We start from the raw sequence: 23,076 nt of genomic DNA, 5'->3' as shown, positions 1-23,076 counted from the left end.
GGTTATGGCGAGGGGGAAACACCCGGTCCCATCCCGAACCCGGTAGTTAAGCCCCTCAGCGCCGATGGTACTGCATGGGAGACTGTGTGGGAGAGTAGGACACCGCCGGACATATTTTGGAAAGGGCTCCGCCACGAAAGTGGCGGGGCCCTTTTTCATTTTGTTGCCTTTTTCAGGCGGTCAGGACGTTGAAGACGGCTTCGGCTCGGTCGCGGCGGGTGACCATGGACCACGCCTCGTCCGCTATGTCGTCCGGGTTCAGGGTCTTCGCCGCCAGGTCGCCGTAGCGTTCGGGATGCGCTGCCACGTGGCGGTGGATGTCGCCGTGGCGCACGATGCCGCCGATGGTGAGTGTCCCCGCGTAGATGCCGTCCGCCGCCAGGGCGGCATTGAGTGTGATGGCGTAGTTCCGCAGGGCTGCGGACGAGAGCGCGAGCGCGCCCAGCGCCGGAAGCGGCACCACGGAGCTCAGCCCGCCGGCGAACAGCAACGCACCTGACCTCCGTGCCCGCATGCCCGGTAGGACGGCCTGGACGGCTTCCACGGCCGGATAGACGAACTTCATCGCCTCACCCACGTCCCTGCCGGACGTCTCGGTGATCGGCTTCGGGAGGCTCTTTGGGGCGTCGATGGAGGCCGGCCCGTAATAGAGGACGTCCACCGGGCCCTGCCGGGCGCTGATCGCGTCCAGCGTCTGCGGCAGGCGGTCGGCGTGGCGGACGTCCGCCGTGAACGAGGCCGCCTCGATGCCCGCGTCCGCGAGCTGGGCGAGGTATCTCGCGTGGCGGTCGGGGTTGCGTGACACGAGGGCCACGGCGTGGCCTGCGCGCCCGAACCGGTGAGCCATGGACATGCCGAGGCCCGGACCTGCGCCGAGCACCACGGCCGTCCCGTTGACGCGAGCTGACATGCGTGGCCCCTTCCGGAAGGAACTTAACTTGAGGGCATCCTCAAGTTTGGGAAGGACGCTAGCACAAGTTGAGGGTGTTCTCAGGTTTGTAGAGTGGGCGCATGACCACGGGATCCCGGCCTCTGCGCGCGGACGCCAAGCGCAATCGCGACAAGCTGGTGGCGGCGGCTGCGCGGGTGTTCGCCCGGCGCGGGCTGACCGCTCCGCTGGAGGACGTCGCGCGGCAGGCGGGAGTGAGCATCGGGACGCTCTACAACCACTTCCCCGCGCGGGACGACCTCATCGACACGGTCTTCGCGGACCGGCTCACCTCGCTCGACCGCGTGGCCGAGGAGGCGCTGGCCGATCCGGACCCGTGGAACGGCTTCGTTGTGTTCGTCGAGGGGCTCCTCGCGCTGCAGGCCGAGGACCGGGGGCTCAACGAGGCCCTCGCCTCGAGGTTTCCCACCGCGATGGGCAGGGAGGAGGCCTGCGGGCGCGGCATCCGGAACCTCGGCCTGGTGATCGAGCGGGCGCGGGACGCCGGGGCGCTCCGGCCCGACTTCGAGGTGACGGACGTCGCTCTGCTCGTCCTCGGCATGTCCCGGGTGATCGCGGACAGCATGGACGTCGCGCCGGGAGCGTGGCGGCGCTGCCTCGGCTTCTTCCTGGACGGCCTGCGCCCCGAGGCGTCGAGGAGCATCGGCGTCCCGGCCCTGCGCGCTGATCAGCTCGCCCTGATCGCGGCGCGGAGCCGCTCTCAGGCAAGGGATTGACAGCGTCGGCGGAACGGGCGGGGGCCGGCCGGGTCAGGGCTTGCGGGCCATGCCGGTGTAGTGCATCTGCTGGGCGAGCGTCAGCTCCGCGGGCGGCGGCTCGTCCGGATGCCAGTGGGGGTTCGGGACGACGCCCGGCGGCAGGAGCTCGTAGCCGTCGAAGAACGCCGTGATCTCCTCGACGGTCCGGAAGCGTCCGGTGCCGAGGAGGTCGAGGAAGCGCCGCTGCAGCTCCTTGGAGAGCGGGCCGAAGTCGCAGAAGTGCGAGATGAACAGGTGGCTGCCGGACGGTACGGCGGACATGTACGCGTCGAGGACGCCCTTCGGGTCCTCGTCGTCGTGCAGGTGGTGCAGGATCGCGACGAACAGCACGCCGACCGGCTCGGAGAAGTCGAGCAGGCGGGCGACCTCGGGATGCTGGAGCACCGCCGCCGGGTCGCGCAGGTCGGCGGTGATCACGGCGGTGCGGTCGTTGTCGGCGAGCAGGGCGCGGCCGTGGGCGAGCACGATCGGGTCCTTGTCGACGTAGACGACGCGTGACTCGGGCGCGACGCGCTGGGCGACCTGGTGGGTGTTGTCCGCCGAGGGGAGGCCGGCGCCGAGGTCGAGGAACTGCCGGATGCCCTGTTCGGCCATGAGCCGGACGCCGCGGCCGAGCGTCGCGCGGTTCACCCGGGCCATGCTCATGATCTCGGGCAGGCCCTCCTGGAGGCGCTGGGCCACGGCACGGTCGACCGCGAAGTTGTCCTTGCCGCCGAGCGCGACGTCGTACACGCGCGCGACGCTCGGCTTGCTCGTGTCGATGCCCTGCGGCACCCACTCCGCTGCCATTGCCCGAACCCCGTTTCCGCGCCGTGGACCGTCCACGGTGATCGTAGCGATCGGTGACCGGGGCAGGGGGAGTTTCTGTCGCCAACCCGCACATCTCGCCCGGCGTTCACCTCGCGGACGCGTCCGCCCGCTACTCGTAGGGGAGTGAGAGCTGTCCTTCGGGTCGCCGCCGCGGCGGGGCTCGCGCTGGGTGTGGCGGGGTGCGCCGCGGACGCGGCCACGGGCGGCTCGGCCGCGGAGAAGCGGACCCTGGTGATCGGGGTGAAGGCGGACCAGCCGGGGCTCGGGCTGGCCGACACGGACAAGCGCGTGTTCAGCGGCTTCGAGGTGGATCTGGGCGCGGAGATCGCCGAGCGGATGGGGGCGGCGAACGTCCGGTACGCGGAGGTGACCTCCGAGAACCGGGAGGCGCTGCTCAACACCCACAAGGTGGACCTGGTGCTCGCCTCGTACTCGATCACTGCGGAGCGCGCGACGAAGGTGACCTTCGCCGGGCCGTACTACGTGGCGCACCAGGACGTCATGGTGCGGTCCGGGGAGCGGCGGATCCGGGGCGTCCGGGACCTGGCCGGACGGCGGATGTGCGAGGCGAGCGGCTCGGTCTCGACGTCCCGCGTGGTGCGGGGGCTGGGGATCGACGCGACGCTCGTGCGGGAGCCCTCCTACTCGGCATGCGTGAAGGGGCTGCTGGACGGCTCGCTCGACGCCGTCTCGACGGGTGATCTGGTGCTGGCGGGGTTCGCGGTGCAGGCGGGCGGCGCGGTGCGGATCCTCAACCGTCCGTTCACCGAGGAGCCGTACGGGGTCGGCCTGCGCAAGGGCGACGTGGAGGGCTGCGAGGCGGTCAACAAGGCGATCACGCGCCTCTACCAGGACGGCACCGTGCCGAGGCTGCTGCGCAAGTGGTTCGGGGCGTCGGGCCTGACGAACCTGACCGGCACGGTGCCGGAGTTCCAGGGCTGCTCGTAGCGGCCGGGTCGTCAGGGCTGCGGGTCGGTGCGGAGGATGGAGTAGCGGACGCCGTCGCGCCATGCCCCGTCCCGGAAGGCGACCTGGCGCAGGATGCCCTCGCGGGTCAGGCCGAGCTTTTCGAGCGCGCGCTGCTCGGCGATGTTGTCCACTTCGGTGTCCGCCTCCAGCCGGTGGACCTGGGTGTAGGCGAACAGGTAGCGGATCAGGAGCCGCTGGGCCTCGGTGCCCACGCCCCTGCCCCGGTGGTCGGGGTGCAGGGCGATGCCGAAGTTGAAATGGTGGGTGATGCGGGTCGCGACCACCTTGGTCCAGGCGACGAAGCCGAGCCGTTCCTCGCCGCTCGCGACGAGCAGGGCGCTCTTCTCGTCCGCGAGGAGACCGGTCTCGCGCCACAGCCGCGCCCAGCGGCGGGGGTCGCTGAAGCCGTGCCATCCGAATTCGCCCGCAATGTACGGGTCGCTCAGGAAATCGCCCAAAAAGTCCAGGTCATTCTCGCGGACCGGCCGGAGGGTGAGAGTGGAGAGATCCATGTCACGACGGTAAGTGATCTTCGGGGCGTCCGGGTTGGACGTGCCGGAGGACGGTCATAGGCTGCTCGGGTGAGCGAGAAGGTGTGGGAGATCGAGCCGTCCGGGCCGCTGCGCGGCGACGTCACCGTGCGCGGGGCCAAGAACGCGGTCAGTAAGCACATGGTCGCGGCGATGCTGGGGGAGGGGCCCAGCACCATCACCAACGCGCCCGACGTCGGCGAGGTCGGCATCACCGGCGCGATGCTGGAGCACCTCGGGATGCGCGTCGAGCGCTCCGACGGCGAGATCACGATCGTGCCGGGCCCGGTCGCCGAGCCGAACGTGCCGAAGGCGTTCACCGGGCTGAACCGGATTCCGATCCTGATGCTGGGGCCGCTGCTGCACCTGGCCGGCGAGGCGTTCGTGCCGCTGGTCGGGGGCGACCCGATCGGCCGCCGTCCGGTGGACTTCCACGTGGACGCGCTGCGCGCGTTCGGCGCGGAGGTCGACATCGCCGAGGACGGTATCCACGCGCGCGCGAACCGCCTGGTCGGCACGCGGATCACGCTGCCCTACCCGAGCGTCGGCGCGACCGAGACGGTGCTGCTGGCGGCCGTCCGGGCCGAGGGCAAGACGGTGATCCGCAACGCCGCGACCGAGCCGGAGATCATCGAGCTGGCGCTGTACCTGCAGCGGATGGGCGCCCGGATCTCGTTCGCGCCGGACCGGCGGATCGTCGTGGAGGGCGTGCCGCGGATCAGCGGGGCCCGCACCCGGCTCGCCGGCGACCGGATCGAGGCGTTCTCGTACCTGGTCGCGGGCCTGGTCACGGGCGGTGAGGTGCGGGTGCACGGCTGCCCGCAGGACCGCCTGGTCACCGCGATCACCACGCTGGACCGGATGGGCGCCCGGTTCGAGATCACCGACGAGTGGATCATGGCGTCCGCGCCCGACGGGCTGCGTCCGGCGGCGGTCCAGACCGACACCCACCCCGGCTTCGCCACCGACTGGCAGACGCCGCTGATGGTGCTGTTCACCCAGGCGGACGGCATGTCGGTGCTGCACGAGACCGTGTACGAGAACCGGCTCGCCTATGTGCCGGCGCTCCAGAGCATGGGCGCGGAGATCGAGGTCTACGACACCTGCCTCGGCGGCCCGGCCTGCCGGTACCACGACACGGCGGCGCTGCACTCGGCGGTCGTGCGGGGCGTGACGAAGCTGCGCGGCGGCGACGTGACGATGCCCGACATCCGCGCGGGGTTCTCGGCCGTCCTCGCCGCCGCCGTCGCCGAGGGGCCGTCCACGCTGCGCGGCGTCCACCACATCGAGCGCGGCTACCACCACCCGGTCGAGCAGTTCCGCGCGCTCGGACTCAACCTCCGCGCCCGCGAGGGTTGACCTGGCGCCCCCGCGAGGGTTGACCTGGCGCCCCCGCGAGGGTTGACCTGGCGTCCTCGCGGCGGGCGGCCGGTCGCGCGTCGGCTGATCCGCCGCGCCGGAGAGGCGCGCGGGCGGCCGTGTGCGGTCAACGGGCGGGCTCGGATCGCCCCGGCGCGGTGAAGGCGGGGTGATCCGGGGAAGGGTCTCCGGCACCGGACTCCACCGGAGAGGGGTGCCGCCATGACCGGCGAAGAGAACGTGGTGATCGTGGGGGCCGGGCCGACCGGGCTGCTGCTCGCCGGGGACCTGGCCGCCGCCGGGATCGCCTGCACGGTCCTGGAGCGCCGCGCGGACGTCCCGAACCTGACGCGCGCGTTCGCCGTCCACGCCCGGACGCTGGAGACGCTACACCAGCGCGGCGTCGCCGAAGAGCTGCTGGAGACCGGGCGGCGGGTCCGTTCGGTGCGGCTGCCCGGCGGCGCCCGGCTCGACCTGTCGGGACTGCCGGGACGGTTCCCGTTCGTGCTGGTCACGCCCCAGTACGAGACCGAGCACGTCCTGGAGCGCCGAGCGGTCGACGCGGGCGCGCGGATCCTGCGCGGCGCCGAGGCGGTCGCGCTCCGGCAGGACGCCGACGGCGTCGAGGTGCGATACCGCGAGGACGGCCGGGAACGCGCCATCAGGGCGGCGTACGTCGTGGGCGCGGACGGCGTGCACAGCATGGTCCGCGAGGCGGTCGGGCTGGCGTTCCCCGGCCAGTCGGCGGTCCGGTCGGTGATGCTCGCCGACGTCCGGCTCGCCGATCCGCCGAAGGAGGTGCTGACGGTCGGGGCGTCCGGGGACGCGTTCGCGTTCGTCGCGCCCTTCGGCGACGGCTGGTACCGGGTGATCGGCTGGAACCGGAGCCACCAGGTGCCCGACTCCGAACCCGTGGACGTCGAGGAGCTGCGCGGAGTCCTCCGGCGGGTCCTCGGCACCGACCACGGCATGGGCGAGGCGCGCTGGACGTCCCGGTTCCACAGCGACGAGCGGCAGGTCCCGCGTTACCGGGTCGGGCGGGTGTTCCTCGCCGGCGACGCGGCGCACGTGCACTCCCCGGTCGGCGGGCAGGGCATGAACACCGGCCTCCAGGACGCGGCGAACCTGGGCTGGAAGCTCGTCGCGCAGATGCACGGCGACGCGCCGTCCTGGCTGCTGGACAGCTACCACGAGGAGCGTCACCCGATCGGGCGGGCCGTCGTGCTGGGTAGCGGCGCCCTTCTCCGCGGCGTCCTGCTGGAGGGACGGGCGCCGCGCTGGGGGCGGAACCTCCTGCTGGAGGCCGCGACCCGCACGCCGCCGATCGCGCGGCGGATGGCGGGCCTCGTCTCGGGGCTCGACATCGCCTACCCCGCGCCGCGCGGCGCGCACCGGCTGACCGGCAAGCGCGCCCCGGACGTGCGGCTGGGCGGCGGCGCGCGCCTCCACGAGACCCTGCGGGACGGCCTGTTCGTGCTGGTCGTCGCGGCGAACGACCCGGCCGTGACCTACCTCGCCACCCGGCACTGGGCCGATCGCGTGCACTGCGTCCCGGCGGGCGGGGCGACGCGCACGACCGCGCTCGTCCGGCCGGACGGCTACATCGCCTGGGCCACCGACGAGACCGCGCCCGAGCGCCGCGCTCCCGAGATCCGCGAAGCGCTGGAGCGGTGGTGCGGGCCCGCCGCCGAGCACGGCCATGGGCACGGGCACGGCCGTCCCCGCACCCATGGCCGCGGAGGTCAGAACCGGCGGCTCTCCCGGCCGTAGCCCAGGGCCTCGGCCACGTCCGCCAGGTTCTCGTACGCGCGGTCGGGCAGCGCCTCGACGGCCGCGACCGCGCCGTCGTCCACGTCCCCGCCGCGCAGCCGGGCGACCAGGTCGTCCCGGGTCGCGGGGTAGCGGACCCCGGTGAGCTGCCGGGCGAGGGCGCTGCGGCCCTCCACGTCGTCGGCCGACATGCCCGGAGGGGAGCCCTCCTGGCGGGCGCCGCCGGTGGCGGTCGGGTCGTCCTCCGCCGGGTCCCAGCCGGGCGCGGACGAGGCCGGTTCGGGCTGCTTGAAGTCCTCGGCGTGCGTGGCGTGACCGCCGCGCACCATCCCCTCGGTCTCGTGCGCCATCTCGTCGTCCAGCCGCGGGCCCTGCTTGCCCGTCTGTTCGGTCATCGTGGTCCCTCCTTCCAGGTCTGGAGCCTTCCCACGCGGCGGGCGCTAAACGACCGGGGGACGGTTAGCGGACGGCCCGGAATCACGGACGGCCGCCGGACGTGCGACGCTTGTACCGCCCTACGAGAGGTGGAGGTCCACATGGCCGACTCGACGGATCGCGAAGCCGGCGACGACGAGGTGAAGCGCAGGTTCCGGGAGGCCCTGGAACGCAAGCGCACCGCGTCCGCCGGCCGCGGCGGGAAGAACGGCGGCGCGGGTTCGAAGGTCAGGGGCGTCCACGAGCGCGCCGACCACCAGCGCCAGTTCCGCCGCAAGAGCGGCTGACACCCGGGCCGGCGGCCCCCGCGGACCGCGCGGCCCCCGCGGACCGCGCGGGGGCCGGCGACCGCGGCCCGGTCAGGCCCCTTGCCCGCGGCCCGGCCGGTGGCCGCGGTCAGGCGGACGACCGCACGTGGGTCAGGACTTGTAGAGCTGCTTGGCGTACGACTCGCCGTAGTACTCCTCCAGCTCCTCCAGGGTTTCGGGCGTGACCATGACGTCCTTGGTGATGCGCGCGTGCGAGGGCAGCACGTCGGGGTTCCAGGTCTCGGGCTTCCAGAGCTCCGAGCGCAGGAACGCCTTGGCGCAGTGGAAGTAGATCGTCTCGATCGCCACCTCGAGCACGAGGATCGGCCGGTGGCCCTTGACCACCAGCTCGTCGAAGTACGGCGCGTCGCGCAGCAGCCGCGCCCGGCCGTTGATCCGCAGCGTCTCGTTCCGGCCGGGGATGAAGAACAGCAGGCCCGCGTGCGGGTTCGACAGCACGTTGAAGTAGCCGTCGGCGCGCCGGTTGCCGGGCCGCTCGGCGATCGCGACGGTGCGGTCGTCCAGCACGTGCGCGAGGCGTCCGGCGGGGTCGCCCTTCGGGGACACGTCGCAGTTGCCGTCGGCGTCGCTCGTCCCGATCAGGCAGAACGGCGAGGCGGCGAGCCACTCGCGGTCGCGCGCGTGCAGGCGCGGGCGCTCCTTGTCGCGGGCGCGCGGCTTCACCTCGCCGAGCAGGGAGCGAAGCTCGTCTCCGGACGTGATCTCGATGCGCGAGGCGGTCTCGGTCTGCTCGGCCATGGGTGGTCCTTCCTGGGGGCCGGAGGGAGGACCAGCCTAGTGAGATGCCCTACACGTCGTATTCGTCGGGGTAGGGCAGCCCGGGATCGCCCGCCTGCGGCGCGTCGGCCGTCCGGTCCTTCGGCTGCGGCCGCCGTCGATGATTTCCCCGCGTTCCGCCGGTCACATCCGGCGAAGGGAGCGCACATGACGGCGAGTGGTGGGGCGGGCCGGTTCACGGACACCGCACGGAGACAGGGCGCGGACGCGGCGGCCCTGCTGGCGCGCGGCGCGGCGTACGCCCTGTCCGGCCTGGCGACGGTCGTGCCGGAGGCGCTGGCCCGGCCCACGCCGTGCGCGGAGTGGGACCTGCGGGCGCTGCTGTGGCATCTGGACGACTCGGTCGCGGCGCTCACCGAAGCGCTGACCGGCGGAGTCGTTCTGGACGAGCCGGATCGGCAGGCTGCGCAGCGGGAGGCGGCGGAGCGGAGCGTGCCGGATCGCGAGGCGGGGGTGCGGGAGGCGGGGGAGCGGGCGGCGGGGGAGCGGCAGGCCGCTGTGCGGGAGGCGGGGGATCCGGTCGTGGCGGTCCGGGCGGGGATCACGCGGCTGGTCGAGCCGCGCGGGGACGTCGCGGTGGTCACGGTCGGGGACCGGGTGCTCGCGCACGCCGACCTGGCCGTCGCGGGGGCGATGGAACTCGCCGTGCACGGCTGGGACGTCGGCCGGGCGACGGGCGCGCGACCGCCGATCCCGGCGGGGCTCGCGCTGCGGCTGCTGCGGTACGCGCCCCGGCTCGTCCCGGCGGACGTGCGCGGGACGCTGTTCGCCCGGCCCGTCCCGGCGCCGGACGCCACCCACCCCGGCGACCTGCTCGTGGCCTACCTGGGGCGCGATCCCGCGGCGTAAGCGCTACGCAGGGGCGTAGCGGCGGACGCCGTTCGCCTCGTGCGCGACCAGCACGCCCTGATCGGTGAGGACGTCCAGGTGCGCGTCGATCTCCAGGACGGCGAGCATCCGGCTGAACACGTCCAGGTCGTCGAGCTTGCGGCGGCGGCGCGTCCACGGCATCGCGGCGGCGACCTCGTAGGCGGTCGCGCGTCCGGCTCGGACGTGCCCGGCGGCGGTGTCGAGGCGCTGCTCGTGGTGCTGGAGCAGCTCGTCCACGCGGGTGTGGACGCTGCCGGTGACCGGGCCGTGCGCGGGCAGCAGCAGCGTGTCCGGCATGTCCCGGACGAGCCGCAGCGAGGCGAGGTAGCTGCGCAGCGGCTTGGGCTCCGGCTCGGTCTCCAGCCCGATCGACGGGCTGATGTGCGGGAGCACGTGGTCCCCGGCGAACAGCAGCCCGGCGGCGGCGTCGCGCAGCACGATGTGGCCGCGCGTGTGGCCGGGGGTGGCGAACACGTCGAGCGAGCGGCGGGTCAGCTCGACCTTCTCGCCGTCGTCGAGCCAGGCGTCCGGCATGGTGTGCGGGAGGTCGCGCTCGTCCGCGTTCACGCCGAGCGCGGCGATCTCCCCGGCGATCGCGTCCGCGCCGCAGCGGCGCAGCAGCTCCGCCTGGCGGGGGTGCAGGCCGCGCCGGACGTCGAACGCCTCGATCGAGGTCCGCTCGCCGCGGCCGATGCGGACCCGGCCGCCGAACTCGGCGCGCAGCGCGAGGGCCTGGGAGTAGTGGTCCCAGTGGGCGTGCGTGACCAGGAACTGGGAGACGTCCTCGATCCGGTGGCCGAGCGTCCGCAGCGCGCCGGTGAGGGCCTTGCGGCTGTCCGGCATGGCCCAGCCGGAGTCGACCACGACCAGGCCGTCCGGCTCCTCGATCACGTACACGTTGACCGCGTGCAGGGACGCCACGGGCAGCGGGAGGGGGATGCGGTGCACGCCGGGCGCGACCGGATGGGCGCCCGGCTCGGTCCAGTCCGCGGGCTGCTCCGTCAGCGGTTCGGCCACCTGCTCCCCCTCGTGTCCCGAATATCGTTCGGCCCCGAACCTACTGCATCGCCGGACCCGGCCCGGCCGCCGGGGTTGGCGATTAGCCCGAATTGTCCGCTCTGCTGCGCGCCCGGGCGGCCTCGTCCGCCGCCTGCGCGCGCCGCTTCTCCGCCCGCTCCGCCCGCCGCCTCAGCAGCTCGCAGCGGTGTTCGGCCTCGTCGAGCGCGGTCCGCAGCCGGGCGACCTCCGCTTCGGCCGCGTCCAGCTCCCGATGCGCCGCCTCGGCCTCGGCCTCGCGCGACTCCAGGAGCCGCGCCGCCTTCTCGGCGCGCCGCTCGGCCGCCTCGGCCCGCTTGGCGGCCTCCGCCTGCCGCCTGGCCCGCTCCGCCCGCCGCTCGGTGACCCGCGCCTTCTCCCTCTCGGCGGACGGATTGCGATGGGGCCCCGCGTCCGGCGCCGCCGCCCGCTTCTCGGCGGGCCGGCGCGCGGACCGCTTCTCACCCGGCGACGGCCCGCCGCGCTTCTCGGTCCGCTTCTCGGTGTGCTTTCCGGCTGCCGAGCCGCCGTACCCCTCCTCGGCGCGCTTCTTCGCGGGCGGAGAGGGTTCGGCTCGCGTTTTGGGCGCCGAGACGGCGAAGCCTGCCGGGACGAAACCGGTGTGGCTCAGGGGACGTGTCAGCGCGCCGCCCCGCACCTCGTCGGACGCGTCGGCGTCCACGGTCGCGGCGAGCAGCGTGTCCTCGACCTCCCGGACGGCCGGGTTGCGCAGCGGACGGCCCGCCTCGGCGGCGAGGCGGCGCGCCGTCCGGACGAGCAGATCCACCAGCTCACCGCGCCGCTGCTCCAGCCCGCCGAGGGAGCGGCCCGCGCCCCACGCCTCCCGCAGGTCGGCCCCCGCGTCCAGGAGCCGGGCGAGTTCGGGAGCCGCCTCCCGCGAGAGCAGGTTGACCGCCCATGCCGACGCCGTGGGACGGCGCAGCGCCCCGACGCGCTTGGCGAGCGCGGCGTCGCCGTCCCGCCGCGCCGCCTTCACGAGTTCCTGCCGCGCGGCGGTGAACTCCTCGGGAGCGACCCCGTAGAGCTCCCGCGCGGCGCTGGTGAGGTCCACCCCTGATCGATACCCGCTCCGGGCCGTCCCGCGTCAGCGGGTGTCGAGGAACCGGTCCAGGACGCGGGTGCCGAACTCCAGCCCGGCCACCGGGACCCGCTCGTCCACGCCGTGGAACATGGCCTGGTAGTCCAGGTCGGGCGGCAGCAGCAGCGGCGCGAAGCCGAAGCTCCGGATGCCGAGCCGCGCGAACGACTTGCCGTCGGTGCCGCCCGCCATCAGGTACGGGACGGGCCGGGCCGCTTCGTCCTCGGCGCGCAGCGCGTCCGCGAGCGCGGTGAACATCGGCCCGGACGGGTCGCCGGCCAGCGCCTCCTCGTGGTTGATGAACTCGCGGGTGATCCGGGGGCCGAGCAGCCGGTCCACGGTGGCGAGGAACTCCTCGCCGAGGCCGGGCAGGTAGCGGCCGTCCACCTGCGCGGTCGCCGAACCGGGGATCACGTTGACCTTGTAGCCCGCGTCCAGCCGGGTCGGGTTCGCCGAGTTGCGGACCGTCCCGGCGAACAGCTTGCCGATCTGCCCGAGCCGGGCGGCCTCGGCGTCCAGCCGGTCGTGGTCGACGGGCTCGCCGAGGACGTCGCCGAGGCCCGCGAGCAGCGCCCGGACGGCCGGGGTGAGCCGGACCGGCCACTCGTAGGAGGCCAGCCGCGAGATCGCGTGGGCGAGCTCGGCGACCGCGTTGTCCGGGTTGGGCTTGGAACCGTGCCCGGCGGTGCCGCGCGCGGTCAGCCGCATCCACGCCGTGCTCCGCTCGCCGACCGCGACCGGGTAGATCCGCTCGCCCGCCGGGGCGGTGACGCTGTACCCGCCGGACTCGCTGATCGCCTCGGTGACGCCGTCGAACCATCCGGCGTGCTCGGTCACCACGTGGCGCGAGCCGAAGGCGCCGGTGCACTCCTCGTCGGCGAGGAAGGCGAGCACCAGGTCGCCGCGCGTCCGGCGGTCCTCGCGGAGCCGCTGCCGGACGACGGCGAGCGTCATGGCGAGCGAGCCCTTCATGTCCACCGCGCCGCGTCCCCAGACGCAGCCGTCCTCGACCGCGCCGGAGAACGGAGGGACCTTCCAGTCGGACGCCACGGCGGGCACCACGTCGAGGTGGCCGTGGATCAGGAACGGCGGGCTCGACGGGTCCGTCCCGGCGATGCGGACGAGCGTGCTGGCCCGGCCCGGCGCGGACTCCACGACGACCGGCTCGGCCCCCGCGTCCGCCAGCAGCTCCGCGACGTACTCGGCGGCGGCCCGCTCGCCCTCGGCGTCGCCCTCGCCCCGGTTGGTCGTGTCGATCCGCAGCAGGTCGGCGCAGATGCGCGCGACCTCGGCGGGAGCACCGGCGCGGAGGTCGCCCGTGCTCCGGGGGGACGGGGTCGTGTCGGTCGCGGATGCTGGCACGGGGCCTTCCTTCCGGTGAAGTTGATCTCGAAACGATGACGAAACCCGCAGGGGACGCGTACCGAGATCGTTCCAACGGTACGAAAGCATCCGCAACGCGACGCGCGAGGGAGGGGCAGATGACGGGCCTGAGAAGAACGGCGGCTCTCGCGGCGGTGCTGCTCGCGGTCACGACGGGCGCCGCGGCGTGCGGCGGCGGGGGCAAGTCGGGCGACGGGACCTTCACCATGGGGCACTCCGAACCCGACCACCTCACTCCCGGGAACACCACGAGCAGCTACTCCTTCGATGTCATCACGAACCTGTTCGACAACATCGAGGGGCTGACCAAGGACGGCAAGCCCTACCCGCTGGCCGCCCAGTCGGTGGACTCCACCGACCAGAAGGTCTGGACGATCAAGCTCCAGCCCGGACGCAGGTTCCACAACGGCGAGCCGGTCACCGCGTCGAGCTTCGCCGACGCCTGGAACTGGGCGGCCTACGGCCCGAACGCGACCCAGGCGAACGAGTACTTCCAGCACATCGCGGGCTACGCGGACCTGAACCCGGCCGACACCAAGGCCAAGCCGAAGGCCGACAAGCTGTCCGGCCTCCAGGTCGTGGACGACACCACGCTGAAGGTGACGCTCGACGCGCCGTTCAGCCAGTTCCCGTACCTGCTGACCTACCCGGCGTACGCGCCGATGCCGAAGGCCGCGTTCAAGGACCTCAAGGCCTACGACGACCATCCCATCGGGAACGGCCCGTACGAGATGGACGGCAACTGGCAGCACAACATCCAGGTGAAGGCGAAGGCGTTCCCGGACTACCAGGGCCCGCGCAAGCCGCACAACAAGGGCATCACCTGGAAGAGCTACGCCAGCGCCGACACCGCCTACACGGACCTGCGCGCCGGGCGCATCGACGTCCTCCAGACGATCCCGGCGGCCAAGGTCCCCGAGGCGAAGCGCCTGCTCGGCGACCGGTTCATCGCGCACAAGAAGAGCACGATCGACTACCTCGGCTTCCCGCTCTGGGACCAGCGCTACGCCAACCCCAAGCTGCGCCAGGCGATCTCGATGGCGATCGACCGGCAGGGCATCAACAAGGCGGTCTACAACGGCGACTACATCGTGGCCGACGGGATCCTGCCGCCCGCCATCCAGGGACACCGCGCGAACGCGTGCGGCGAGCTGTGCACCTTCAACCCGGCGAAGGCCAAGCAGCTGTTCCAGGAGGCCGGCGGGTTCAAGGGCACGATGGAGCTGTACTTCTCCAACGCGCAGCCGACGTACTACCAGTGGATGCAGATCGTCGCGAACTCGCTGAAGCAGAACCTCGGCATCGCCGACGTGCAGTTCCGGCAGATCCCGGCGTCCGACTACTTCGGGCTGCTGCGCAAGCACCAGGAGAAGGGCCCGTACCGGCAGAACTGGGAGGCCGACTACCCGAGCCCCCAGAACTACCTGGAGAACATGTACGGGCCGGGCAACCGCATGGGCTGGAACAGCCCGGAGTTCAACGGGCTCATCGCCAAGGCGAACGCGTCGGCCGGCCAGGACGAGGCCATCAAGTACTACAACCAGGCCGAGGACGTCGCGCTCCGGGAGATGCCGCAGATCCCGCTGTGGACGTGGGCCGGGCAGGCCGGCCGGTCGAGCAGGGTCGGCGACGTGACGATCACCCCGTACGCGCTCGGCCTGCTGGTGGACGAAGTCACGGTGAAGAAGTAGATGTGGCGGTACACGCTGCGGCGGCTGCTGCAGGCGATACCGGTCTTCATCGGGACGACGCTGCTGATCTACCTGCTCGTGTTCGCCCTCCCGGGCGACCCGATCCAGGCGATGGCCGGGGACAAGCCGGTCCCGCCGAACGTCATCCACGTCCTGCGTGAGCGGTACAACCTGAACGACCCGCTGCTGGTGCAGTACGGGAAGTACATGTGGGGGCTGATCGTCCACGGCGACCTCGGCGAGAACTACGACGGGCAGAAGGTCAGCGACATGCTGACCGGCCGCTGGGAGGTGACCGAGAAGCTCGCGGTCACCGCCTGGCTCTTCGAGCTCGTCCTCGGCGTCGCGCTCGGCGTGTGGGCCGGGCTGCGGCGCGGGAAGCTCGCCGACACGCTCGTCCTCGGCGGGACGACGCTGCTCATCGCCGTCCCGGTGTTCGTCGTCGGGTACACCGCGCAGATCCTGTTCGGCGTGCACTGGAAGATCTTCCCGTCGGCGGGCGTGGACGACGGCTGGCCCTACAGCTACCTGCTGCCGGGCATGGTGCTCGGCTCGTTCGGGCTGTCCTACGTCGCGCGCCTCACCCGGACGAGCCTGGCGGAGAACCTGCGCGCCGACTACGTCCGGACGGCGCGCGCGAAGGGTCTCAGCCGCACGCGGGTGGTCGTCCGGCACGGGCTCCGCACGTCGCTGATCCCCGTCGTGACCTACCTCGGCGTGGACTTCGGGTCGCTGATGGGCGGCGCGATCGTCACCGAGGGCATCTTCAACCTGCCGGGCGTCGGCCAGCAGGTGTTCCAGTCGATCCAGCTGAAGGAGGGGCCCGTCGTGGTCGGCGCGGTCACCCTGCTCGTGCTGGTCTTCATCCTGGTGAACCTCGCCGTGGACCTCGTCTACGGCCTGCTCGACCCGAGGATCCGCTATGACTGACGTGCAGTCCGGGGAGACCGGCGCGGCCGTCGCCGAGGCGGGCGGGCTGGTCGAGGGCCGCGCCGCGTCGCTGTGGCGGGACGCCTGGTACGACCTGCGCCGCCGCCCGATGTTCTGGACGGCGTCGGCCGTGCTGCTGCTGGTCGCGCTGATGGCGATCGCCCCGGGGCTGTTCACCAGCCGGGGCGTGAACCAGAACTGCGACCCGAACCTCGCCAAGCAGGGGCCGTCGTCGGACCACTGGTTCGGCACCGACCTCGCCGGCTGCGACTACTACGCGCACGTGGTGCACGGCGCGCGGCCGACGCTGCTGATCGGCGTCGTCGTGACGCTGTTCGCGCTGCTGATCGCGCTCGTGTTCGGGCTCCTGTCGGGGTACTACGGCGGCATGGTGGACGCGGTGATCGCGCGGCTCACCGACGTGTTCTTCGGGCTGCCGTTCGTGCTCGGCGCGACCGTCGTGCTGGTCGCCTTCCCCGGGCACGGCGTCGGCGCGATGACGCTGGTGCTGGTGCTGCTCGGCTGGACGACCATGGTCCGGATCATGCGCGGGCAGGTGATCTCCGTCCGGGACGCCGACTACGTGCGCGCGGCCCGGCTGCTCGGCGCGTCCGACGCGCGGATCATGGCCCGGCACGTGCTGCCGAACGCGATCGCGCCGGTGATCGTGGTGGCGACGCTGAACGTCGGGAACGTCATCGCGGGCGAGGCCACGCTCGACTTCCTCGGCGTCGGGCTCCAGTACCCGAAGGTCTCCTGGGGGCTCCAGCTGAACCTGGCCCAGTCCTACGTCGTGGACCATCCGCACCTGCTGGTGTTCCCGGCGCTGTTCCTGTCCGCCACGGTGCTGTCGTTCCTGCTGCTCGGCGACGCGGTCCGCGACGCCCTGGACCCGAAACTGCGGTGACATGACACCAGACGGCGACTCCAAGCCCCTGCTCGAGGTCAGCGACCTGCGCGTCGCCTTCGACGTGCGCGGCCGCGAGGTCCGCGCGGTCAACGGTCTCGGCTACACCCTCGCGGCGGGGGAGACCCTGGCGATCCTCGGCGAGTCCGGCTCGGGGAAGAGCGTCGCGGCGCAGGCCGTGATGGGCATCCTCGACACGCCGCCCGCGCGGATCACCGGCGGCTCGGTGAAGCTCGACGGGACCGAGCTGCTCGGCCTGCCCGACCGCGAGCGCCGCCGGTACCGCGGAGACCGGATCGCGATGGTGTTCCAGGACGCGCTGACCGCGCTCAATCCCGTGATCCCGGTCGGCGCGCAGCTCGCGGAGATGTACCGGGCGCACCGCGGCACCGGCCGCAGGGAGGCCCGCGCGAAGGCCGTGGAGCTGCTGGAGCGGGTCGCGATCCCGTCCGCGGCGACGCGGCTCGGCGACTACCCGCACCAGTTCTCCGGCGGCCAGCGGCAGCGCATCATGATCGCGATGGCGCTCGCGCTGGAGCCGGACGTGCTGATCGCCGACGAGCCGACGACCGCGCTGGACGTGACCGTCCAGGCGCAGATCATGCGGCTGCTCGCGCGGCTGCGCGACGAGCTGGGCATGGGCCTGGTGCTGATCACGCACGACCTCGGCGTCGTCGCGGGCATCGCCGACCGGATCGTCGTGATGTACGCCGGGACGGTCGCCGAACGCGCGCCCGCGCGCGAGCTGTACGCGCGGCCCGCGCACCCGTACACGGTCGGCCTGCTCGCCTCGGTGCCCCGCCTCGACCAGGACGGCGGACGCCTCGAACCGGTGCGCGGCGCCCCGCCGGACCCGGCGGCGCTGCCGTCCGGGTGCCCGTTCCGGCCGCGCTGCCCCCGCGCCGAGGCGATCTGCGCGGAGGAGACGCCGCCGCTCGTCGCCGTCGCGGAGGGGCACGAGGCGGCCTGCCATTTCGCGGCCGAGGTGTTCGCGGGCGAGCCGGAGGTGAAGCATGGCGGGTGATCCGATCCTCCAGGTGGACGGCCTGGTCAAGCACTACCCGATCACGCGCGGCGTGGTCGTGAAGCGGCAGGTCGGCACGGTCAAGGCCGTGGACGGCGTGGACCTGGCCCTCGGGCGCGGCGAGACGCTCGGCGTGGTGGGGGAGTCCGGCTGCGGCAAGACGACGCTCGCGCGGCTGCTGCTCGCCGACGAGAAGCCCTCGGCCGGGACCGTCCGGTTCGACGGCCGGGAGATCTTCGGCCTGCCGCGCGGCGAGCTGCGCGCGCTGCGGCGCCGGATCCAGATGGTCCTGCAGGACCCGTACTCCTCGCTCGACCCGCGCATGACCATCGGCGCCATCGTGGGCGAGCCGTTCGCGATCCATCCCGAGGTCGCGCCGAAGGGGGACCGGCGCAAGCGCGTCCGGGAGCTGCTGGAGCTGGTCGGGCTCGACCCGACGCACGTGGACCGCTACCCGCACCAGTTCTCCGGCGGGCAGCGGCAGCGCGTCGGCATCGCCCGCGCGCTCGCGCTGCGCCCGGACGTGGTGGTGTGCGACGAGCCGGTCTCCGCGCTGGACGTGTCGGTGCGGGCGCAGGTCATGAACCTGCTCGCCGACCTGCAGCGCGAGCTCGGCCTGTCGTACGTGTTCATCGCGCACGACCTGGCGGCCGTGCGGTACGTGTCGGACCGGGTCGCGGTCATGTACCTGGGCAAGATCGTCGAGACCGGGACCGCGGCCGAGATCTACCGCAACCCGACCCACCCCTACACGCAGGCGCTGCTGTCGGCCGTCCCGGTGCCGGACCCGGAGGCGCCGCCGACCGGGATCGAGCTGGAGGGCGAGCCGCCGTCGCCGATCGACCCGCCGTCCGGGTGCCGGTTCCGGACCCGCTGCTGGAAGGCCGCCGCCCTCTGCGCCGAGGAGGTGCCGGAGCTGGTCGTCCGGGACGGCTCGGACCACCCGAGCGCGTGCCACTTCGCCGCCGCGCCGGCCGTCTCGGAGGTCGCCGAGGACGCGTCCTAGCCGCGCAGGGGACGTCCTGAGCCGGGGAGGGCGCGGCATAGGCTGAGGGCATGGCGCGCAAGGGCAGCAGGAGCGGGGAGGGGCCCCGCGCGGACCGCTACGAGATCACCGGCGGCGAGGCCGAGCTGCTGCGCGACGCGGACCGCGACGGCGGCTGGGTGCTGCTGGTCGGCGGGGTCCCGCAGTCGTACGTGGATCTCGTCGACCCCACCCACCTCGACTTCGAGTACATGCGGCTGATGGGCGACGTGGTCGACTGCCTCGGCGCGCCGGGCGAGCCGTTCGACGCCGTGCACATCGGCGGCGCGGGTTGCACGCTGCCCCGCTACGTCGCCGCGACGCGGCCCGGCTCGCGCCAGGTCGTGCTGGAACCGGACGGGCGGCTCGTCCAGCTCGTCCGGGAGCAGCTCCCGGTGAAGAACGTGCCCGGCCTGAAGATCAGGGTCGTCGACGGGCGGTCCGGGCTGGCCGCCGTGCCGGACGGCGCGGACGACCTGGTCGTGCTGGACGCCTTCAGCGAGGCGTCCATTCCGGTCGAGCTGACGACCGCCGAGTTCACCCGCGAGGTCGCGCGCGTTCTGCGGCCCGGCGGCGCTTACCTGATGAACGTCGCGGACGGGTTCCGGCTGCCGTTCGCGCGCCGCGTCGCGGCGACCGCCCGGTCGGTGTTCCCGCACGCGCTGCTGCTCGGCGACCCCGGCGTGCTGCGCGGACGCCGGTTCGGGAACCTCATCGTCGTGGCGTCCCGCGCGCCCCTGCCGGTCGCGGAGCTGACCCGCAGGGCGGCGGGCGGGGTGTTCCGCGCGCGGATGCTGGAGGGCGACGACCTCGCCGCGTTCGCGGCGGGTGCGGCCGTTCTGCGGGACGGCGAGGACGTCGCGGCGCCCGTCCCGCCGCCGCAGGTCTTCGGCCGGAGCTGACCGGGGGACTCCGGATCCGACCGGCGTCCGTCCTCGCGTTCCCGCGCGCGGCACTCCGTTCCGGGCGGAAATGACCGGGTGGCCATTTTCGGAGAATGGACGCACCGCCGATTTTCAGGGAACTCCAAGGTCATATCGCCGCGCCGGGAAGGACCGATGTTCCATAATCGAGCGATGGAGTCGTCCACCCGCATTCTTCTGCTCGGCCTGGATTCCGCGGGCAGCGTGATCCAGTCCGACCGGAACGCCGAGGCCCTGTTCGAGGGGCGGCCCGGCGGGCTGCGCGGCGCGCGGCTGGAGGACGTGGTGCCCGGCGGCGCGGCGCCGCTGGCCGAGGCCCTGCGGTCCGGCCGCGAGCGCACCGTCATGCTCCCGGTCGGCCCCGCCGCCGAGCGCGGCGCGGGACTCGCGCGCGAGGCGGTCGTGACCGTCCATCCGATGAGCCCCGTCACGCCCGGCGCGACCGCGAGCCCGGCGGCGCTCGCGGTGATCAGGATGCCGGCGCCGCTCGCCGACCGGTTCGTCGACCCGGCCGTGACCCGGCGCGCGCTGCTGGAGGACGGCCTGCCGCGCATCGGCGCGACCCTCGACCTCGAACTGCTCGCGCGCGGCCTGATGGACGTCCTCGTCCCGCACTTCTGCAACTCCGGGGCGCTGCTGCTCCTCGACAGCCTCGTCGACGCCGAGGAGCCGCCCGAGTCCGGCACCCCGCCGCTGCGCCGCATGGCGGTCGCCAGCGACGACCGCGACTCGGCCTGGGACGCGGCGTTCCCCACCGGGGAGGTGCTGGTCTACCCGGCCGGGACGCCGCACGAGCGGTGCCTGCTGACCGGGCGGCCCGTCCTCACCCTCTACACCGCCGAGGACGCGACGCTGCTCGCCGAGAAGTGGGGCCGCCCGCCGGTCGCCGACCTGCTCAAGGGCACCTCGATGCTGCTGCTCCCGGTGCGCCTGGACGACTCGGACCGGCCCGGCGCGGCCGGCTTCTTCGTCTGCACGCGCGACACCGCGCACCGCCCGTTCGACGCCTACGACCTCGAGATCGGGATGGAGTTCGCCGCGCGCGCCGCGCGGTTCGTCGACGGCGCGCGCCGGTACGGGCGGGAACGCGCCACCGCGCTCACCCTCCAGCGCAGCCTGCTGCCGACGGGGCTGTCCGCGCCGTCCTCGGTCGAGGTGCACCACCGGTACCTGCCCGGCTCGCGGCTGGTCGAGGTCGGCGGCGACTGGTACGAGTCGATCGCGCTGCCCGGCGGACGCGTCGCGCTCGTCGTCGGGGACGTCGCCGGGCACGGCGTGCGCGCGGCCGTGACGATGGGACGGCTGCGCACCGCGATCCACACCCTCGCCGGGCTCGACCTGCCGCCCGCCGAGGCGCTCGAACGGCTCGACCTGCTGATGTCCACGCTCGGCGAGCGCGAGCCCCACTTCGCCACCTGCGCGTACGTGGTGTACGACGCGGTGTCGGGCCGGTGCGAGGTCGCCAGCGCCGGGCACCTGCCGCCGCTGATCGCCGCGCCCGGCGACCCGGCGATGTACCTGGACGTGCCGCCCGCCCCGCCGCTCGGCGTCGGCGACGGCCCGGTCGCGAGCCGCGAGTTCACCGTCGACGACGGCACGCTGCTGTTCCTCTACACCGACGGGCTCGTGGAGAACCGGGGCCGCGACATCGACGACGGCCTGGCGCGGCTGCGCCGGGTCTTCGACCGGCGCGACGAAGAGCCCGGCGCCGCCGGGACCGCCGGGTCCGCGGGGCTGGCGGAGGCGTCGCTGTCGGACCTGTGCGACGGCGCGCTCGGCGGCGTCTTCGACGACCGGCACCGCGACGACATCGCGATGCTCGTCGCGCGGCTGCGGCGCATCCCGGCGTCCGACCACGTGACGTGGGAGCTGCCCGCCGAGCCCGCCGCCGTGCGCCGCGCCCGCGGCCTGGTCCGCGACCGGCTGGAGCGCTGGAACCTGCCGGAGCTGGCCGACCCGACCGTGCTGATGGCGTCGGAGCTGGTGACCAACGCGATCCGGCACGCCGGGGGACGGGTGACGCTGCGCCTGGTCCGCGAGGGCGGCCTGCTCTGCGAGGTGCAGGACTCCTCCGACGGGCGGCCGCGCGTGCAGGGCGCCATCGACCCCGGCGACACCGCGCTCGCCGAGACCGGCCGGGGCCTGCACGTCGTCGGGCGGCTCGCGCGCCGCTGGGGCGTCCGCCGCACGGCGACCGGCAAGGCCGTCTGGTGCGAGCAGGCCCTCCCCTGACGGCGCGGTCCCTGCCCTGACGGCGCGGGCCGGCGTTGGCGGCGCGGGTCCCGCCGTGGCGGCGGGGGCGCTAGCGGAGCACCGAGATGTGCACGTGGTCGTAGTGGTTGGCGGTGATGCCGCCGCGGTCGGCCATCGGACGCCAGCCCTCCGACGCCCGCGCGATGTTCCAGATGTGCTGCTTCCAGATCACGTAGGAGATGCCGAGCCGGGACGCGTTCGCCACGGCGTACGCGGCGACCTGGTCGCCGTGCCGCTGCGCGGACGCGCTCGGCATCGCGCCGCCGCCGCTCTCCATGAAGTCGCAGGCGCGGCCGTCGCCGTGATCCTGGGCGTCCGCGCCGGAGCGGTAGCAGCCGATCGTCGGGAACGGCCCGAACATGCGGTCGATCTCCAGCACGACGTCGCGCATCGTCGGCGTCATGCTGTTGCCGGTGATCGGGGAGCGGGCGGTGGAGACGCCGTCCGGACGGCCCGACACCTGCGGCTGCGAGCGGGGCGCGGGGTCCTTCACGGGTTTGGCCGGGGCATTGAGCACCGCCACCTTCGTGCCCTGGGGGAGGATCTTCTTGAGCTGCCTCCCCAGTTTGTCAGGGTCGAGCTTGGGCGCGCTGAGCAGCAGCGCGTTCCCGTCGGGCATGCCGAGGGCGCGCGCCTGGCCGCGTGACACGACCGCGTCCACGTCGTCGAGTCCCAGCGCGGCGTAGGCGGACACGCGCAACTGCCCCGGATGCGACGCGCTGCCCGCCGGGACGACCTGGCCGAGCGGGACCGAGCCGTCCTGGGACATCGTGAACGACACGGCGAGGCCGCCGGTCGCGACGGTCTGCCAGAGCTGGTCGGACGCGCCGCTCTGCCTCGGCACGTAGGCCCGGAAGTCGGACGGGTCGACGCCGAGCAGCCCGACCTGCCGTCCGGCCACCCGGGCGCGGGCGGCGTCCACGACGGTCAGCCCGGCGACGCCCTTCAGCCTGCGCACCCGCGCCACGGCGTCCGGCGGCAGCGTGCCGGGCCCGGCGACGAGGAGATGCGGCGTCAGCGTGCGGGTCAGGGGCGCGACCGGCGGCGGTTTGGGGGCGGCTGCGTCCGCGACCGAGACCAGCCGCCCGGACTTGCGGTCAGGCGGGTCGGTGACGCCGGAGACGACGGCCGCGACGTCGGCGGCCAGCGTGGCCAGGACCGCCGCGCCCACCACGGCGGGCAGCACGCGCGCGCGTCTCCGATCGGGCCCGTGCCCGCGTCCCGTCCTGCGCACCGTGACCGCCGTCCCTT

General features: G+C 73.6%; 22 protein-coding genes and 1 rRNA gene. 14 read left to right on the top strand and 9 right to left on the bottom strand.

What is annotated here, in order from left to right; all coding sequences use genetic code 11:
• A 5S ribosomal RNA gene (gene rrf, locus ACFPCY_RS40540) occupies window positions 1–111 on the top strand; the annotation flags it as partial.
• A 61-nt stretch (window positions 112–172) separates the two neighbouring features.
• On the opposite strand, the gene ACFPCY_RS40535 is transcribed toward rrf, so the two are convergent.
• A complete protein-coding gene (locus ACFPCY_RS40535) occupies window positions 173–910 on the bottom strand; it encodes an SDR family NAD(P)-dependent oxidoreductase (protein ID WP_378264761.1) in 738 nt (245 codons plus the stop codon).
• Between the two features lie 101 nt (window positions 911–1,011).
• Between ACFPCY_RS40535 and ACFPCY_RS40530 the strand changes: the two genes are divergently transcribed.
• Window positions 1,012–1,665 carry a TetR/AcrR family transcriptional regulator gene (locus tag ACFPCY_RS40530; RefSeq protein WP_378264759.1) on the top strand — a complete coding sequence of 218 codons (654 nt, stop codon included), beginning with the start codon at window positions 1,012–1,014 and terminating at the stop codon, window positions 1,663–1,665.
• 33 nt (window positions 1,666–1,698) lie between these two features.
• Here the strand turns inward: ACFPCY_RS40530 and ACFPCY_RS40525 are convergent, their stop codons facing one another.
• Entirely contained in the window at window positions 1,699–2,496 is a 798-nt protein-coding gene (locus ACFPCY_RS40525; RefSeq protein WP_378264757.1) for an SAM-dependent methyltransferase, read from the bottom strand.
• 144 nt (window positions 2,497–2,640) lie between these two features.
• Between ACFPCY_RS40525 and ACFPCY_RS40520 the strand changes: the two genes are divergently transcribed.
• A complete protein-coding gene (locus ACFPCY_RS40520; protein ID WP_378264755.1) occupies window positions 2,641–3,465 on the top strand; it encodes a glutamate ABC transporter substrate-binding protein in 825 nt (274 codons plus the stop codon).
• A gap of 11 nt (window positions 3,466–3,476) precedes the next feature.
• Here the strand turns inward: ACFPCY_RS40520 and ACFPCY_RS40515 are convergent, their stop codons facing one another.
• Window positions 3,477–3,998, bottom strand: a complete 522-nt coding sequence (locus ACFPCY_RS40515) for a GNAT family N-acetyltransferase (RefSeq protein ID WP_378264753.1) — start codon at window positions 3,996–3,998, stop codon at window positions 3,477–3,479.
• A 69-nt stretch (window positions 3,999–4,067) separates the two neighbouring features.
• Between ACFPCY_RS40515 and murA the strand changes: the two genes are divergently transcribed.
• On the top strand, window positions 4,068–5,375 hold the full coding sequence (murA, locus tag ACFPCY_RS40510) for a UDP-N-acetylglucosamine 1-carboxyvinyltransferase (RefSeq protein ID WP_378264751.1): 1,308 nt from the start codon (window positions 4,068–4,070) through the stop codon (window positions 5,373–5,375).
• Window positions 5,376–5,597: 222 nt separating this feature from the next.
• A complete protein-coding gene (locus tag ACFPCY_RS40505) occupies window positions 5,598–7,145 on the top strand; it encodes an FAD-dependent monooxygenase (RefSeq protein ID WP_378264749.1) in 1,548 nt (515 codons plus the stop codon).
• Here ACFPCY_RS40505 and ACFPCY_RS40500 read toward each other — a convergent pair.
• The gene (locus ACFPCY_RS40500; RefSeq protein WP_378264747.1) at window positions 7,118–7,540 is read right to left on the bottom strand and encodes a DUF2795 domain-containing protein; all 423 of its coding nucleotides are present in this window, start codon (window positions 7,538–7,540) and stop codon (window positions 7,118–7,120) included. The two genes, ACFPCY_RS40505 and ACFPCY_RS40500, sit on opposite strands and share 28 nt — an antisense overlap.
• A gap of 141 nt (window positions 7,541–7,681) precedes the next feature.
• On the opposite strand from ACFPCY_RS40500, the gene ACFPCY_RS40495 reads away from it, so the two are divergent.
• A complete protein-coding gene (locus tag ACFPCY_RS40495; RefSeq protein WP_378264745.1) occupies window positions 7,682–7,867 on the top strand; it encodes a DUF5302 domain-containing protein in 186 nt (61 codons plus the stop codon).
• Window positions 7,868–7,999: 132 nt separating this feature from the next.
• Here the strand turns inward: ACFPCY_RS40495 and ACFPCY_RS40490 are convergent, their stop codons facing one another.
• Window positions 8,000–8,647: a pyridoxamine 5'-phosphate oxidase family protein gene (locus tag ACFPCY_RS40490; RefSeq protein ID WP_378264743.1), complete on the bottom strand. Its 648-nt coding sequence runs from the start codon at window positions 8,645–8,647 to the stop codon at window positions 8,000–8,002.
• A gap of 186 nt (window positions 8,648–8,833) precedes the next feature.
• On the opposite strand from ACFPCY_RS40490, the gene ACFPCY_RS40485 reads away from it, so the two are divergent.
• On the top strand, window positions 8,834–9,535 hold the full coding sequence (locus ACFPCY_RS40485) for a maleylpyruvate isomerase family mycothiol-dependent enzyme (RefSeq protein WP_378264741.1): 702 nt from the start codon (window positions 8,834–8,836) through the stop codon (window positions 9,533–9,535).
• A 3-nt stretch (window positions 9,536–9,538) separates the two neighbouring features.
• On the opposite strand, the gene ACFPCY_RS40480 is transcribed toward ACFPCY_RS40485, so the two are convergent.
• From ACFPCY_RS40480 to ACFPCY_RS40470, 3 genes are all read right to left on the bottom strand, one after another.
• Complete coding sequence (locus ACFPCY_RS40480; protein WP_378264739.1) at window positions 9,539–10,573, bottom strand: MBL fold metallo-hydrolase; 1,035 nt, start codon at window positions 10,571–10,573, stop codon at window positions 9,539–9,541.
• Window positions 10,574–10,655: 82 nt separating this feature from the next.
• Window positions 10,656–11,663 (bottom strand): hypothetical protein, encoded by a 1,008-nt coding sequence (locus ACFPCY_RS40475; protein ID WP_378264737.1) that lies wholly within the window; start codon window positions 11,661–11,663, stop codon window positions 10,656–10,658.
• Window positions 11,664–11,696: 33 nt separating this feature from the next.
• Complete coding sequence (locus tag ACFPCY_RS40470) at window positions 11,697–13,052, bottom strand: M20/M25/M40 family metallo-hydrolase (RefSeq protein ID WP_378264735.1); 1,356 nt, start codon at window positions 13,050–13,052, stop codon at window positions 11,697–11,699.
• Between the two features lie 119 nt (window positions 13,053–13,171).
• Between ACFPCY_RS40470 and ACFPCY_RS40465 the strand changes: the two genes are divergently transcribed.
• From ACFPCY_RS40465 to ACFPCY_RS40435, 7 genes are all read left to right on the top strand, one after another.
• Window positions 13,172–14,764, top strand: a complete 1,593-nt coding sequence (locus ACFPCY_RS40465) for a peptide ABC transporter substrate-binding protein (protein WP_378264732.1) — start codon at window positions 13,172–13,174, stop codon at window positions 14,762–14,764.
• Window positions 14,765–15,694: an ABC transporter permease gene (locus ACFPCY_RS40460; protein ID WP_378264730.1), complete on the top strand. Its 930-nt coding sequence runs from the start codon at window positions 14,765–14,767 to the stop codon at window positions 15,692–15,694.
• Window positions 15,687–16,601 (top strand): ABC transporter permease, encoded by a 915-nt coding sequence (locus ACFPCY_RS40455; RefSeq protein WP_378264728.1) that lies wholly within the window; start codon window positions 15,687–15,689, stop codon window positions 16,599–16,601. The genes ACFPCY_RS40460 and ACFPCY_RS40455 overlap by 8 nt, the downstream gene beginning before the upstream one ends.
• 1 nt (window position 16,602) lies before the next feature.
• The gene (locus ACFPCY_RS40450; protein ID WP_378264726.1) at window positions 16,603–17,625 is read left to right on the top strand and encodes an ABC transporter ATP-binding protein; all 1,023 of its coding nucleotides are present in this window, start codon (window positions 16,603–16,605) and stop codon (window positions 17,623–17,625) included.
• Window positions 17,615–18,631, top strand: coding sequence for an ABC transporter ATP-binding protein (locus ACFPCY_RS40445; protein ID WP_378264724.1), 1,017 nt, complete (start codon window positions 17,615–17,617; stop codon window positions 18,629–18,631). The genes ACFPCY_RS40450 and ACFPCY_RS40445 overlap by 11 nt, the downstream gene beginning before the upstream one ends.
• A 50-nt stretch (window positions 18,632–18,681) precedes the next feature.
• On the top strand, window positions 18,682–19,551 hold the full coding sequence (locus tag ACFPCY_RS40440) for a spermidine synthase (protein WP_378264722.1): 870 nt from the start codon (window positions 18,682–18,684) through the stop codon (window positions 19,549–19,551).
• A gap of 174 nt (window positions 19,552–19,725) precedes the next feature.
• Window positions 19,726–21,804: an ATP-binding SpoIIE family protein phosphatase gene (locus tag ACFPCY_RS40435; RefSeq protein WP_378264720.1), complete on the top strand. Its 2,079-nt coding sequence runs from the start codon at window positions 19,726–19,728 to the stop codon at window positions 21,802–21,804.
• A gap of 70 nt (window positions 21,805–21,874) precedes the next feature.
• Here ACFPCY_RS40435 and ACFPCY_RS40430 read toward each other — a convergent pair whose 3' ends face one another.
• Window positions 21,875–23,011: a VldE C-terminal domain-containing protein gene (locus ACFPCY_RS40430; protein ID WP_378264718.1), complete on the bottom strand. Its 1,137-nt coding sequence runs from the start codon at window positions 23,009–23,011 to the stop codon at window positions 21,875–21,877.
• Window positions 23,012–23,076 lie beyond the last annotated feature (65 nt).

The organism is Actinomadura gamaensis (assembly GCF_042652125.1).
Taxonomy (GTDB): Bacteria; Actinomycetota; Actinomycetes; order Streptosporangiales; family Streptosporangiaceae; genus Spirillospora; species Spirillospora gamaensis.
Note: the sequence above shows the minus strand (reverse complement) of the source record. Positions and strands in the feature narration are given on the sequence as shown.